Raw genomic sequence first — 13,112 nt, 5'->3', positions numbered from 1 at the left:
GGGCCAAGGCGGCGGGGCCCGGGGTGGGTGTCAGGCGGCTGAGGTTGTTCGGGATTCGTGGAGGATCTGGGTCAGGATCTCGGAGATCTGGGCGGTTTCCGCGTCCAGGAGGGTCAGCAGGGCCACCCGGGACGTTTCGGACCGCGCTTCCAGGGCGGCAGCGCTCAGGGCGCGGACGGTGCCCAGTTCATGGATCAGTTCGTTCCAGAGAGCGTTCACGACAAAACCCCCATGTTCCCCGTCGCCTCAGAGCGTGACGAGAAGGCCTCACTTCTGTCGTCAAGAACAACTGCGGCGCGCGGTCGAAGGTTACGAACTCGTCAAGAATTTCTGCTCGCCGGCTGGTCGAACGTGTGCCGGCGAATCCAGGCGTGCATGGCGATCGCCGCCGCCGCGCTCGCGTTGATCGAGCGGGTCGAACCGAACTGAGCGATCGACAGCACCGCCGTACAGATCTGATGCGCTTCGTCCGTCAGCCCAGGCCCTTCCTGACCGAACAACAGCACGCAGGCGCGCGGCAGGTCGTACGTCTCCAAAGGCACCGAGCCGGGGAGGTTGTCGATCCCGATCACCGGCAGCGCCGAATCCGCGGCATAGGCAGCGAGATCGGCCAGCGTCGGATGATGGCGCACATGCTGGTAGCGGTCGGTGACCATCGCGCCACGCCGGTTCCATTTCCGGTTGCCGACGATGTGTACCTCGGCGGCCAGGAACGCGTTCGCGGTCCGAACGACCGAGCCGATGTTCAGATCGTGCTGCCAGTTCTCGATCGCGATGTGGAACGGGTTCCGCTGCCGGTCGAGGTCCGCGACGATCGCGTCCAGCTTCCAGTACCGGTATTTGTCCACGACGTTGCGCCGGTCGCCGTTCGCGAGCAGTTCCGGATCGAGACGTGGGTCGTCCGGCCGGTCGCCGGACCACGGGCCGACTCCGACCTCGTTCGGCCCGACCATGTCCGCTCCACGCGGGTCACCCTCGCTGCTCAGCTCGTGCACAGGTCGGGACGCTACCCTGTCCGCGTGCTTCCAATTGTCGCGATGCTGATGCCGAGCTGGATGAACCCAGAACACCTGCTGACCTGGCTGGGTGACTGGGCGCTCTGGGGCACGCTGCTCGTCGTGTTCATCGAGTGCGGGGTGCTGTTCCCGATCCTGCCCGGTGACTCGCTGCTGTTCGCCGTCGGTCTGTTCATCGCGCAGGGCACGATTCACGTCCCGCTCTGGCTGGCCTGCGTGCTGCTGACCGTGGCTGCCTTCCTCGGCAACGTGTCCGGCTACTACATCGGCCGCGCGCTCGGTACGTCGCTGTTCAAGAACCCGAATGCCCGGTTCCTGAAACCGAAGTACATCGAGCAGACGCACGAGTTCTTCGAGCGGTACGGACCGCGCGCGCTCGTCCTGGCCCGATTCGTGCCGATCGTCCGGACCTTCATCACGATCGTCGCCGGTGCCGGGAAGATGGACCCGAAGAAGTTCTTCGTCTGGACCGGTGTCGGCGCGGTGATCTGGGCGCCGGGCATCACGCTGCTCGGCCACGCGCTCGGCAACGTCGAGTTCATCCACAAGAACCTCGAAGCCGCGCTGATCCTGCTGGTGCTGATCTCGCTGATCCCGATGTTCGTCGAGTACTTCCTGGCCCGCCGCCGCAAGCGCAACGCCGCCGGCGGCCCCTCGGACGGCGGCCCGAAGCACGCCGCCCCGAAGCACGCGGTCACCAACAATCAGAACGACTGACTCTCCCGCCAGCGGGCCAGGCACAGCTCCAACGGCACCGACGGTACGCCCTGGCCGAGCGCCTCGAATCGCTCACCGGCCAGCAGCCGGCGTACGTCGTCGGGCCGGATCGGTACATGCCGGGTGACGAACTGCCGTTCGGACACGTCGATCCGCAGGTCGAGGTCGCGCAACTCCGCATGAATGCGGGTGACCCCGTAGAACTCGGGCTTGGCGCCCTTCTCCAGCCAGCGCCCGTACCCGCGCACCTGGGTCTCGATGCGTACGTCGCGCATGGCCGTACTGACCAGACCGAGCTCTTCGCGGAGCTCCCGCTCCATGCCGGCGGCAACCACATCGCTCAACCGGTCCCGGCCGACGAGATCAAGCGGCTCCAGACTGCCTGAACCGCTCGGTGCGACCAGACCGGCCGACGAGCGGGACGCCACTCCTTGGTGTACGAGCAGCATCCAGCCGTCGGTCGTCAGCGCGACTGTGGAGACACCGACCTGGTTGCCGAGACCGGTGGAGTTCAGTGCGATCAGCCGGCCGTCGTCGCTGATCAGACGCTGGGTGATGTCCGCGACGGGCCGGCCGAGGCTTCGGCTCAGCCACTGGTGACCGGCCAGGTAGTTCGACGCCATCATGTCGAAGTACCGCACCGGTTGCAGCCGGACCGCGCCGCCGGACGGGTCCGGGTCATCGCACAGCCCGACGTTCAGCCCGTCGAAGGGCGGTGCGGCCGTACGCGACCGCTGCGACCGAGCCAGTGCGATCACCGTCGGCTTGACCGCCGCCAGGTCGGGCGGAAGCCGGTACGGCCGTGAGTCGACCGCAACAGGCCGATCCAGGCTGCGATCCACCGATGGGCTGGTGACAACACGGCCCTGCGCGCACCGGACCAGCTGCCAGTCCCCTTCCAGTACGACATCTGGCACCGGATGGTCGAGTGAGTACAGGTCCTGTAGTTCCTGTCGCACTTTGACCCAGTCACTGACCAGCGGGATCAGTCCGACAACCGCCAGGACGACCGCGATCACTCCGGTTCCGAGGCTTTCCACTCCGAGCGCCAGGACACCAATGAGCGACAGGACCGTGCCGGCGACGACAGCCCAGTTCTTGATCAGTAGCAACCGGGCCCAGCCCCAGGAGGCCGAGAAGCGGTGGCTGAGCCACAGTCCGGCGCCGTGGCGGACCGGCTTGGCGGACGTGACGGTGTCGAGTTCTCCCACCGCGCAATTGTCCCGGTCAGTGGCCGAACGGGAAGTGTGGGTCCGACCACACGTAGTCGGTGCTGAGCGAGATGAGCAGCGCGACCTCGACCGGACCAGTGAGTAGCGGGCCGACGACCTGACCTGAGCCGAGCGAGCAAGCGACTCGGATGCGGTCGCCGGCGTGGTACCAGACGAGCGCTCCACGAGGCGCCTGGCCTTCGCGGAGCAACTTGTGGTGGTCCAGCCAGCTGACCGCGTCGGCCGCGTCGTGCCAGCCGCTGTCGTTCGCGTAGCCGAAGGCCATCCGCTGGAACTTCAGCGGCCAGTCCAGCCAGGCCGCCGAACCGATCCGCTCCAGCTGCCAGTTCAGCGCCGACTCGGTGTCCCGCGGGTTCGCCACCCGCGGGACGCTCCGGCCCTCCACCACAACCTCCCCGCAGGCCATAGGTACTCCCCCGATTCCCCCGTCCTCGGCCTGTGCCGTGGCATAACTGAAATCTTGTCGGCCGGGGATACAGCCGCCGTACATTGACGCGTCAGCAGGTGGCTGAAGACAGCTGAAGAAAGGAAAGACAGAGAGGGAGGGGAAAGGTGGCTGAAGGCGGGCCGGGGGAAGGGGTGACGGCGGGGCGGGGAAAGGGTGACGGCGGGGAAGGTTGGCTGAAGGCGGTGGGTCAGCCGGCGGCGGCACCCGGGACGGAACCCGCCAGCAGCCGGCGGCATTCGCCTGCCGCGCCGTCGTTGCCTGCCTGCTGCCACACCCGGGCGGCGCGTTCGAGCGTCCGGCGGGCGTTGTCGAAGTTCCCGGTGGACAGGTAGAGCTCGCCGAGGTGCTGCGCCGCTTCGCCTTCGACGCTGCGGTCGCCCAGCCGGTGACCGAGGTCGATCGCGTCCAGCAAGGTCTTTCGCGCCGACGCGACCTCGCCGCGTTCCTTCAGCGCCTGCCCGAGCAGCGCCCGGGTGTACGCGGCGCAGTGGTCGTCGCCCATGCCGTCGAAGATCGCCAGCGCCTTGCGCAGCTGACGTACCGCCTCGTCGTGGCGTCCTTGATGCACCCGGAGCGCCGCGATCCGCCGCCGTACCTTCGCTTCCCGGTGCGCGTCCACCCGGCGTACGGCGATCAGAAACGCCTCCGCCAGGTACTGCTGCGCGGTATCCACATCACCACGAGCCAGGTACGCGTTGGCGGCTGCCGTCCGCGCGAGTGCCTCCGCGTTCGCGTTGCCGTCCGCGACGAACGCCTCGATCGCCTTCTCGTACTGGGCGAGTCCCTCGGCGCGCTGACCGCGCTCCCGCAGCCACGTGCCGAGCCCGACGGCGGCGACACCTTCGCCGAGCCGATCGCCCAGCTCGTCGAACACCTGCGCGGCCTGGTCGAAGTGCCGGCGCGCGTTGTCCCAGTCGTCCTGGTACACCGCGAGCTGGCCGAGGTTGCGGTGCATGATCGCCTCGCCACGCCGATCCCCACACGCGACGGCGCTCAGCAAACCTTGCTGGTGCGAGCCGTTCCAGTCGTCGAAGCCCGCGCGCATGTCCAGGTACGGCCCCCAGGCCGCCGCGATCCGCCAGGCGTACTCGTGCAGACCGTTCTGCGCCGCGGCCCGGATCGCCGGCACGAACGTGCTGCGCTCACTGTCGAACCACGCGATCGCATCGGTCTCGGTGAACGGCGACGGGTCCGGCGCGGTCAGCGGACCGGTGTGTTCGAGGACGCCGAAGTACTCGAAGGACAAGGCGTCGTTGGCGCGCCGGATCTTGTTCAGGATCGCGTCGACCACGGTCTCGACGTCGCGTACGGCCTGTGCTTTCTGCTCGTCGTCACCGACCCCGAGCGCATGCAGCCGCAGCAGATCGTGCACCCGGTAGCGTGCCGTACCGCGCTGGTCGACCGAGCTGATCCGGACCAGGTTGACCTCGATCAGCCGATCCAGACTGCGGCGTACGCCGGCCGGTGACGCGACTGCCTCCAACGCCCTGGCCGAGAAGACACCAACCGCGAAGTGACCGATCAGCCGGTACAACCGCGCTTCCTCAGCACTCAGCGCGTCGTAGCTCAGGTCAGCACTGGTCCGGACGGCGAGCTCCCCGATGCTCAACTCATCAAGCCGTGAGGTCTCGTCGCGCAACCGTCGCGCCAGCTCCCGGGCGCTCAGATCCGGCCGTTGCGCCAGCCGGCTGCCGACGATCCGGATCGCCAGCGGCAGGTTGGCGCAGGCGGACAGGATCTCCTCGGCCTCGGGCGACCCAGCCTCGATCCGGCCGACGCCGGCAACCGACGCGAGCAGTACGGCGGCCTCACGGTCATCGAAGGTGTCGAGCGGCATGCTGTCGGCACCGGCCAGGTCCATCAGCCGGTTGCGGCTGGTCACTACTACTGCCGAAGCACCGGTGCCCGGCATCAGCGGAGTGACCTGACCAGCCGTAGCCACATCGTCCAGGATGATCAGGACCCGGCGGCTCGCCAGCTCCGACCGCAACATCGCAGAACGGCGCTCCGGGTCGGTTGGGATCGCGAAGTCGGGCAGATTGAGACTCAGCAGCAGATCGGTCAGCGCCGCGGCCGGATCGCGCGGCTGCGTCGCGCCGTGCATGTCCAGGTAGATCTGCCCATCCGGGAAGTGCTCCCGGACCAGGTGGCCGAGCCGCACCGCCAGAGAGGTCTTCCCAGTACCCGGTGCACCGGAGATGACCGCAATAGGCGGACGCACTGGGTCGCGGCCGCACACCAGGTCACGCAGTTGCTCCAGCTTGTTCTGCCGGCCGCTGAAGTCAGCCAGGTCCAGCGGGAGCTGACTCGGCGGCCGCAGCGGGTCAGTCAGCTCCGGCGCGGCCATCGGCCGTGGCTGCACAACCGGTCCGGGACGGTCGGTAGTCCGCGCAGCCGGAATGCCCGGGTTCGGCCAGTTGGCGGAGCGGCCGTTCTCGGCGCGCGCACCGGCCGCCTCCAGCTCCGGACCGGGCTTGATGTCGAGCTCATCAGCCAGCGTCTGCACTGCCTTGGCGTACGCCGCCCGCGCCTCGCCGACCCGTCCAGCAGCCACTAGGGCATCCACCAGGCGGCGCCACAGCTGCTCGTCGTACGGGTCATCGGTCAGCCGGCCGCTGAGCAGGACCGCGGCGCCACTCGCGTCGCCGTACTCCAGCCGCAGATCGAGCAGGGAGTCGACCAGACCGCGATGCTGCGCCTCCAGCCGCGCCACCGAGCCTTCCCAGGCGGCCGGCATCGGCAGGTCCTCCAGCGGACGGCCACGCCACAGCGCGTACGCCCGGGACAGCACCTGCATGGCCTGACGGCCGTCACCGGCGTCCCGGAGGTGGCCGCCCTCGGCCAGCAGCGACTCGAACAAGCTGGCGTCCAGCTCGTCGACACCCACCTCGATGCTGTACCCGGCGGCGGAGGTGTCGATCGGCGCGGGCAGTCCGGCTTCCTGCAGCAGGCCGCGCAACGCCCGTACGTAGGTCCGGATGTTTGCGGTCGCCGAGCGCGGGGGATTGGTCTCCCAGAGCGCGTCCGCGATCAGGTCGGTGGAGACGAACCGGTTCGGGTGCAGCAGCAGGGTGGCCAGCAGCCGGCGCGGTTTCGCGGCCTTCAGCGGCTGGGCCGGACCGTGCATCAGGCGCAGAGGTCCGAGGATTCCGTACCTCAGACTGTCCACTTGCCCGGCCTCTCCACTCTTGAACGCCCTATCGTGACACCCCGCCCGGCCCGGCGGGAAGACCGATGTACGCCGGATGTATCTCAGTCCGGCACTGTTGACTCAGGTACCGGGGGGAGGGCAGGCCCGGGCGTGGCGACTTGACCGCCGTCACAACCGGGCCTGGCACTGGGAGCGAGTCCAGGATCGGGGGAACTGGACCACGGGGATCCGGTGCCTACTGGCCACCGGTGAATGGCGGCTGACCGTCCTGTGGCGCGGGGGAACCCACAGGCGGCCCGCCCACCGGTGGCTCTCCCTGGTACCCACCCGGCTGCTGCTGGTACCCACCGGGGATCTGCTGCGGCGGCTGCTGGTAGTTGCCCTGGTCCCCCGGCATCTGCGGGTGGATCTGACCGGACGACGGCACGCCCGGCTGCATCTGCGGTGGCGCCTGCTCACCGGCGACCGATCCGATCGTGCCGAACGACACCTGCGGCACCGCGCGCACCTGCTCGTCCTTGACCTCGAAGTACCCGGCCTTCTCGAACTTGAACGAGTTCGCGATCACGTTCGACGGGAACGCCTCGATCCGGGTGTTGTAGTCGCCGACGTTCGCGTTGTAGAACCGGCGGCCGGCCGCGATCCGGTCCTCGGTGTCGGTCAGTTCGCGCTGCAGGCCGAGGAAGTTCTGGTTCGACTGCAGCTGCGGGTACTGCTCGACCGAGATCATCATCTGCCGGAGCGCGCCGGACAGCTGCCCTTCGGCCGCGGCCCGCTGCTCCGGGTTCGAGCCCTGCACGTTCACCGCCTGGGTCCGCAGCCGGGCGACCTCCTCGAACACGTGCCGCTCGTGCGCCGCGTACGCCCGGACGGTCTCGACCAGGTTCGGGATCAGGTCGTACCGGCGGTGCAGCTCGACGTCGATCTGCCGCCAGGACTCCTGGATCAGGTTCCGCTGCTTGACGAATCGGTTGTACGACGTGATCAGCAGGATCGCCAGGATGACGACGACCGCGACGATCGCGATGATGACCCAAAGCATGACAGGAGCTCCCGAGAGTTGGCAGTGCTGCAGCCGACTCTACGGGTACGTGGGTCCGCCTGGTGGTTGCTGCCGCGATCGTGGGTCGACCCCCGCATAGTCGGTCCAGACGTACGGCGGAACCTGCTCGAGTACCTGCTGCAGCAGCCCGAGGCGGTTCATCACCTCGTTCGGGTCGTGGTCGCCCTTGTCCCAGCCGACCAGCGAGTTGCCCTCGATCCGCCAGCCGATCTCACCGCGGGCCAGCAACAACTCCATCATCCGCGGCGTCACCACCGCGTGCCCGAACCGTTCGTCGTCGGCCTTCACCCGGAATGCCCGGTTGAACTGCTCACTCTCGAACTGGAGGTCGCGGAACCCGAACGCGTTCGCCACCGCGCCGCCGAAGATTCCCTCGTGCGTCACCTCGAGCTGCGGAAGCGCTCCCGGCAACTGCATCACCACCACGCCGTACTTGTGCGTGGTCGTCGTTCGGCGGCCTTTCGAATCGGTGCTGTGCGTCTGGTAGCTGTAGTCGAAGGCAACCATCGGATACCCGTTGTACGGGCCGGACAGCACGTTCTTGACCCGCCAGTTGTCACCGGTACGGAACGGAGTACCCGCCCACTGCCCTGCCAGCGAGTTGTTCACCGGCAGGTACGACCAGCCCTGCTGGGCGGCGAATCCGGCGAACAGCTCGCGCCGCTTCTTCGCCCGGATGTAGTTGAAGTAGAAGATGCCGACACCGATCAGCACCGCCAGCAGGACGATCAGCCAGGTACTGCCCTGCATCAGTTGAGACCCAGGTCCTCGAGTCCGAACACGGCCCGGTACTCCAGGCCATCCGCTTCCACCCGTTCGCGCGCGCCGGTCGACCGGTCGACGATCACCGCGACCGCGACCACCTCGGCACCCGCCTCGCGCAACGCCTCCACCGCGGTCAGCACCGAACCACCCGTCGTGGAGGTGTCCTCGACCGCCAGCACCCGGCGGCCCTTCACCTCGGGCCCTTCGATCCGCCGCTGCAGCCCGTGCGTCTTCTCGGCCTTGCGGACCACGAACGCGTCCAGCGTCCGGCCCTGCTGAGCCGCCGCGTGCAGCATCGACATCGCGACCGGGTCGGCACCGAGCGTGAGCCCGCCGACCGCGTCGTACTCCAGGTCCTTGGTCAGCTCGAGCATCGCCGGCCCGATCAGCGGCGCCGCGGCCGCGTCCAGCGTGATCCGGCGCAGGTCGACGTAGTAGTCGGCTTCCTTGCCGGAGGCCAGCGTCACCCGCCCGTGCACGATCGCCTTGCTCTTGACCTGCTCCAGCAGTCCGTCCCGGTCGTAGTTCATGGAACTTGAGCTTAAGTCAGGCCTTCTTGCTGACCTTGATCAGGTGGCCGAAGGCGACGGAGCGGTCCGGGGAGTGGAACAGGTCCTGGCAGGTGGTCAGGGTGATGATCGACTTCGTCGGCGCCTGGCGTTTGCCCGGGACCGGGTCCAGCACCCAGGAGTCGGTGTTCTTCACGGTCAGGTCGCGCGGCGAGCCGTCCAGCTCGTACGTGTAGACAGCATCCTGGGTCTCGACGATGACCAGATCACCCTTACGTAGGTCGAGTAGCTTGCGGAACGGCGAGCCGTGCGTGATCCGGTGCCCCGCGATCGCGAAGTTGCCTGGCTGACCGGGCAGCTGGGTCTCCGGGTAGTGCCCGATCCCCCGGGCCAGGTCATCCGGGTCGACCCCTTCGACGACCGGCTTCTCCCAGTCAGCTCCGAAGCGGGGGATCCGGAGCAGTACGAACGCCTTGCCACTCGTCGGCGCACTGGTCGCCGCACTGTTCGGCGCGGGCGTACGCCACTGCTGCCGCAGCGACTTCTCGGCCTCGCCCATCGCCTTGTTCGAGGCGATTCCGGTGCCGTAGTACTGCCAGCCGACCCACCCGAGCAGCCCGACTCCAGCCACCAGCATGACGATGCCGAACCATCTGACTACTCCCCGCATGCGGACAAGTATGCAGCCGATCTGCAAAGGCTGTGCACCACGTGTCGATGGACGCCGGTGGTTGCCCGGGACGACGATGTGGTCGGTACGACGATGTGGTTGACACGACCATGTGGTCGATGGACGTCGACGGAGGTGTGCGGTGAAGGCGCTGGTCAAGGCCGAGGCGAAACCCGGGTTGTGGCTGCAGGACGTGCCGGAGCCCAAGATCGAGGCCGATGAGGTCCTGATCAAGGTACTGCGTACGGGACTGTGCGGTACCGACCTGCACATCCAGAACTGGGACCACTGGGCCCAGAAGAACGTGCCGGTACCGATGGTGACCGGGCACGAGTTCTGCGGTGAGGTGGTCGAGGTCGGCGTCGGTGTCCGCGATGTCGCGGTCGGTGACCTGGTCAGTGGCGAAGGGCATCTGGTCTGTGGCCGGTGCCGCAACTGCCGGGCCGGCCGCCGCCACCTGTGTATCAAGACCCGCGGGCTGGGCGTGCATGTGCCGGGTGCGTTCGCGGAGTACGTCGCGCTGCCGGCGAGCAACGCGTGGGTACACAAGGACGACAACGGCACAGTGGATCTTGACGTGGCAGCGATCTTCGATCCGTTCGGCAACGCCGTACACACCGCGTTGTCGTTCCCGCTGGTCGGTGAGGACGTGCTGATCACCGGCGCCGGGCCGATCGGGGTGATGGCCGCGGCGGTCGCGCTGCACGCCGGCGCGCGGAACGTGGTGATCACGGACCTGTCCGAGTACCGGCTGGACCTGGCCCGGAAGATCGGCGTGACGCGTGCGGTCAACGTCGGCGCGGAGTCGATCGCGGAGGCGCAGCGGAGCCTCGGGATGCGCGAGGGTTTCGATGTCGGGATGGAGATGTCCGGGCAGCCGGCCGCGCTCCGGGACATGCTCGCGAACCTGACCCACGGCGGAAAGGTCGCGATGCTCGGCCTGCCGTCGGACGAGATCGCGATCGACTGGGGCACGGTGGTGCTGAACATGCTGACCATCAAGGGCATCTACGGCCGGGAGATGTTCGAGACCTGGTACTCGATGTCGGTGATGCTGGAGCGCGGCCTGGACCTGACCCCGGTGATCACGCACCGGTTCGGGTACGCGGACTTCGAGCGCGCTTTCGACGTCGCGCGGCAAGGGCAGTGCGGCAAGGTGATCATGGACTGGACGCGGGAAACCCTGGAGGAGAAGCACTGATGATCGGGCGGATGCGGGACGACCTGACGGCGACCATCGGCGAGATCCGGGACGCCGGGCTGTACAAGTCGGAGCGGGTGATCACCTCACCGCAGCAGTCGCTGATCTCGGTCGCGACCGGCGCCGAGGTACTCAACTTCTGCGCCAACAACTACCTCGGGCTGTCCGATCACCCGGAGGTGGTCGCCGCGGCCAAGGAAGCCCTTGACCGGTGGGGATTCGGCCTCTCCTCGGTGCGGTTCATTTGCGGTACGCAACAGATCCACAAGGATCTTGAAGGTGCCCTGAGCAACTTTCTCGGCACCGAGGACACCATCCTGTACAGCTCGTGCTTCGACGCGAACGGCGGGCTCTTCGAGACCCTGCTCGGCGCCGAGGACGCGATCATCTCCGACGAGCTGAACCACGCCAGCATCATCGACGGGGTCCGGCTGTCGAAGGCGCGCCGCTATCGGTACAAGAACCGCGACATGGCCGATCTCGAAGCGCAGTTGAAGGACGCGGCCGACGCCCGGTACCGGCTGATCGCGACCGACGGCGTGTTCTCGATGGACGGGTACGTCGCCCCGCTGGACGAGATCTGCGACCTGGCCGAGCGGTACGACGCGCTCGTGATGGTCGACGATTCGCACGCGGTCGGTTTCGTCGGGCCGGACGGTGCCGGTACGCCGTCGCTGTTCGGCGTGAAGGACCGCGTCGACATCGTCACCGGCACGCTCGGCAAGGCCCTCGGCGGCGCCTCCGGTGGGTACGTGTCCGCGCGCCGCGAAATCGTCGAACTGCTCCGCCAGCGCTCACGTCCGTACCTGTTCTCGAACTCACTGGCCCCGTCCGTGACTGCCGCCTCGCTGAAGGCCCTCGAACTGATCGGCACCTCCAGCGCGCTCCGCGACAAGCTGGCCGCCAACACCACCCTGTTCCGCACCAAGATGACCGAAGCCGGCTTCGACATCCTCCCCGGCGACCACCCGATCTCCCCCGTGATGATCGGCGACGCCGCCCAAGCCGCACGGCTCGCCGACAAGCTCCTCGACCTCGGCATCTACGTGATCGGCTTCTCGTACCCGGTCGTCCCCCAGGGCAAGGCGCGGATCCGCGTCCAACTCTCCGCCGCCCACTCCACCGAAGACGTGGAACGCGCCATCACCGCCTTCGCCGAGGCCCGTACCGCCCTCGGCTGAGAATTGTCGGTGCGGGCAGCGAGGATCTCCGCATGGTGGTTTTGAGTGCGCGGGCGGTCAATCGGGCGTTCCTGGCGCGGCAGTTGTTGCTGGAGCGGGAACAGGTTGGCGCGGCGGACGTCGTCGGGCGGTTGGTGGGGATGCAGGGGCAGGAGCCCAAGCATCCCTATCTGGGGTTGTGGACCCGGATCGACGGGTTCGACGAGAAGGAGCTGGATCAGGCGGTCCGGGCGCGGGAGATTGTCCGCGGGACGATGTTTCGGGGGACGTTGCATCTGGTGACGGCCGCGGATTACGTGCGGTTCCGGATGACCGTGGCGCCGGTACTGGCGGCGGGGTTGAAGGTGCTGGGCGATCGGGCCACGGGGCTGGAGCCGGAGAAGGTGGTCGCCGCGGCGGAAACCTTGCTGGCCAAGGAACCGTTGACGTTCACCGAAGTACGCGACGCGCTGCAGCAACAGTTCCCGGACGTGAACGAACGGGCGCTCGGGTTCTGTACACGGATGCTGGTGCCGCTCGTCATGTACCCGGCCGACGTCCGCTGGTCGTGGACGGCGAACTCACGCTTCACCCCGGCCGAAGAGTGGATCGGCAAAAAGCTGCACCAGCAGGCAGAACCGGGCGAGCTCGTCATCAGGTACCTGCAGGCGTTCGGCCCGGCGACACCCGCGGATTTCCAGACCTGGTCAGGTCTGCAAAAGGCGAAACCGCTCTTCGACGACCTCGACCTGGAAACGTTCACCGACGAAGCCGGCAAGACGTTGTACGACGTACCGGCCGCGCCGCGCCCGGATCCGGATACTCCGGCGCCGGTGCGTTTCCTGCCGGAGTTCGACAACGTCCTGCTCTCGCACGCGAAACGGGAGCGGATCATCGCCGACGAGCACAAACCGGCGGTTTTCACGAAGAACCTGCGGGTGAAGGCGACGTACACGGTCGACGGTCTGGTCGCCGGGCTGTGGACGGCCGAAACGAAGCGTGGTGTGGCCACCCTCACGCTCACGCCCTTTGGCCGGACGCTCAAGAAAACCGCCACCGAGCTTGAGCGTGAAGGCAGCGCATTGCTGCGGTTCCTGGAACCCAACGCCACAACCCATGCGGTGGTTACTGCGAGTTAATGAGGTTGTTGTCACACGTCGGATGACTGGGCCGGAAACCT

13 protein-coding genes are annotated in these 13,112 nt (G+C 67.7%); 4 read left to right on the top strand and 9 right to left on the bottom strand.

Annotated features, from left to right (window positions below):
* Positions 1–30: 30 nt before the first annotated feature.
* Both HDA44_RS28075 and HDA44_RS28070 read right to left on the bottom strand, forming a co-directional pair.
* Entirely contained in the window at positions 31–219 is a 189-nt protein-coding gene (locus HDA44_RS28075; RefSeq protein ID WP_184839447.1) for a hypothetical protein, read from the bottom strand.
* Between the two features lie 101 nt (positions 220–320).
* A complete protein-coding gene (locus tag HDA44_RS28070) occupies positions 321–953 on the bottom strand; it encodes a TrmH family RNA methyltransferase (protein ID WP_184844416.1) in 633 nt (210 codons plus the stop codon).
* A 66-nt stretch (positions 954–1,019) separates the two neighbouring features.
* Between HDA44_RS28070 and HDA44_RS28065 the strand changes: the two genes are divergently transcribed.
* Complete coding sequence (locus HDA44_RS28065) at positions 1,020–1,733, top strand: DedA family protein (RefSeq protein ID WP_337906498.1); 714 nt, start codon at positions 1,020–1,022, stop codon at positions 1,731–1,733.
* Here the strand turns inward: HDA44_RS28065 and HDA44_RS28060 are convergent.
* From HDA44_RS28060 to HDA44_RS28030, 7 genes are all read right to left on the bottom strand, one after another.
* Positions 1,721–2,944 (bottom strand): hypothetical protein, encoded by a 1,224-nt coding sequence (locus HDA44_RS28060; protein WP_184839445.1) that lies wholly within the window; start codon positions 2,942–2,944, stop codon positions 1,721–1,723. The two genes, HDA44_RS28065 and HDA44_RS28060, sit on opposite strands and share 13 nt — an antisense overlap.
* 16 nt (positions 2,945–2,960) lie before the next feature.
* A complete protein-coding gene (locus HDA44_RS28055; RefSeq protein WP_184839443.1) occupies positions 2,961–3,371 on the bottom strand; it encodes a hypothetical protein in 411 nt (136 codons plus the stop codon).
* Between the two features lie 229 nt (positions 3,372–3,600).
* On the bottom strand, positions 3,601–6,582 hold the full coding sequence (locus tag HDA44_RS28050; RefSeq protein WP_184839441.1) for a BTAD domain-containing putative transcriptional regulator: 2,982 nt from the start codon (positions 6,580–6,582) through the stop codon (positions 3,601–3,603).
* A gap of 217 nt (positions 6,583–6,799) precedes the next feature.
* Entirely contained in the window at positions 6,800–7,606 is an 807-nt protein-coding gene (locus tag HDA44_RS28045) for a LemA family protein (RefSeq protein WP_184839439.1), read from the bottom strand.
* 39 nt (positions 7,607–7,645) lie between these two features.
* Positions 7,646–8,377, bottom strand: a complete 732-nt coding sequence (locus HDA44_RS28040) for a hypothetical protein (RefSeq protein WP_238352568.1) — start codon at positions 8,375–8,377, stop codon at positions 7,646–7,648.
* Positions 8,377–8,922 carry an orotate phosphoribosyltransferase gene (pyrE, locus tag HDA44_RS28035; RefSeq protein WP_184839437.1) on the bottom strand — a complete coding sequence of 182 codons (546 nt, stop codon included), beginning with the start codon at positions 8,920–8,922 and terminating at the stop codon, positions 8,377–8,379. Before pyrE ends, HDA44_RS28040 begins: the two co-directional genes overlap by 1 nt.
* 16 nt (positions 8,923–8,938) lie before the next feature.
* Positions 8,939–9,571: a class E sortase gene (locus tag HDA44_RS28030; RefSeq protein ID WP_238352567.1), complete on the bottom strand. Its 633-nt coding sequence runs from the start codon at positions 9,569–9,571 to the stop codon at positions 8,939–8,941.
* Between the two features lie 142 nt (positions 9,572–9,713).
* Between HDA44_RS28030 and tdh the strand changes: the two genes are divergently transcribed.
* The 3 genes from tdh to HDA44_RS28015 are packed head-to-tail and all read left to right on the top strand — an operon-like array spanning position 9,714 to position 13,071.
* Entirely contained in the window at positions 9,714–10,772 is a 1,059-nt protein-coding gene (tdh, locus tag HDA44_RS28025) for an L-threonine 3-dehydrogenase (protein WP_184839433.1), read from the top strand.
* Complete coding sequence (locus tag HDA44_RS28020; protein WP_184839431.1) at positions 10,772–11,953, top strand: glycine C-acetyltransferase; 1,182 nt, start codon at positions 10,772–10,774, stop codon at positions 11,951–11,953. Before tdh ends, HDA44_RS28020 begins: the two co-directional genes overlap by 1 nt.
* A gap of 32 nt (positions 11,954–11,985) precedes the next feature.
* Complete coding sequence (locus HDA44_RS28015) at positions 11,986–13,071, top strand: winged helix DNA-binding domain-containing protein (RefSeq protein ID WP_184839429.1); 1,086 nt, start codon at positions 11,986–11,988, stop codon at positions 13,069–13,071.
* The last annotated feature ends 41 nt before the right edge of the window (positions 13,072–13,112 follow it).

The organism is Kribbella solani, from assembly GCF_014205295.1.
In the GTDB taxonomy this organism is placed as follows: Bacteria; Actinomycetota; Actinomycetes; order Propionibacteriales; family Kribbellaceae; genus Kribbella; species Kribbella solani.
Note: the sequence above shows the minus strand (reverse complement) of the source record. Positions and strands in the feature narration are given on the sequence as shown.

What these genes read in the sequence shown, in the direction of transcription:
- HDA44_RS28040 (WP_238352568.1), bottom strand. Translation starts at nt 8,377, where the DNA reads ATGCAGGGCAGTACCTGGCTGATCGTCCTGCTGGCGGTGCTGATCGGT.
- pyrE (WP_184839437.1), bottom strand. Translation starts at nt 8,922, where the DNA reads ATGAACTACGACCGGGACGGACTGCTGGAGCAGGTCAAGAGCAAGGCG.
- HDA44_RS28030 (WP_238352567.1), bottom strand. Translation starts at nt 9,571, where the DNA reads ATGCGGGGAGTAGTCAGATGGTTCGGCATCGTCATGCTGGTGGCTGGA.
- HDA44_RS28020 (WP_184839431.1), top strand. Translation starts at nt 10,772, where the DNA reads ATGATCGGGCGGATGCGGGACGACCTGACGGCGACCATCGGCGAGATC.
- HDA44_RS28055 (WP_184839443.1), bottom strand. Translation starts at nt 3,371, where the DNA reads ATGGCCTGCGGGGAGGTTGTGGTGGAGGGCCGGAGCGTCCCGCGGGTG.
- HDA44_RS28045 (WP_184839439.1), bottom strand. Translation starts at nt 7,606, where the DNA reads ATGCTTTGGGTCATCATCGCGATCGTCGCGGTCGTCGTCATCCTGGCG.
- HDA44_RS28070 (WP_184844416.1), bottom strand. Translation starts at nt 953, where the DNA reads ATGGTCGGGCCGAACGAGGTCGGAGTCGGCCCGTGGTCCGGCGACCGG.
- HDA44_RS28015 (WP_184839429.1), top strand. Translation starts at nt 11,986, where the DNA reads ATGGTGGTTTTGAGTGCGCGGGCGGTCAATCGGGCGTTCCTGGCGCGG.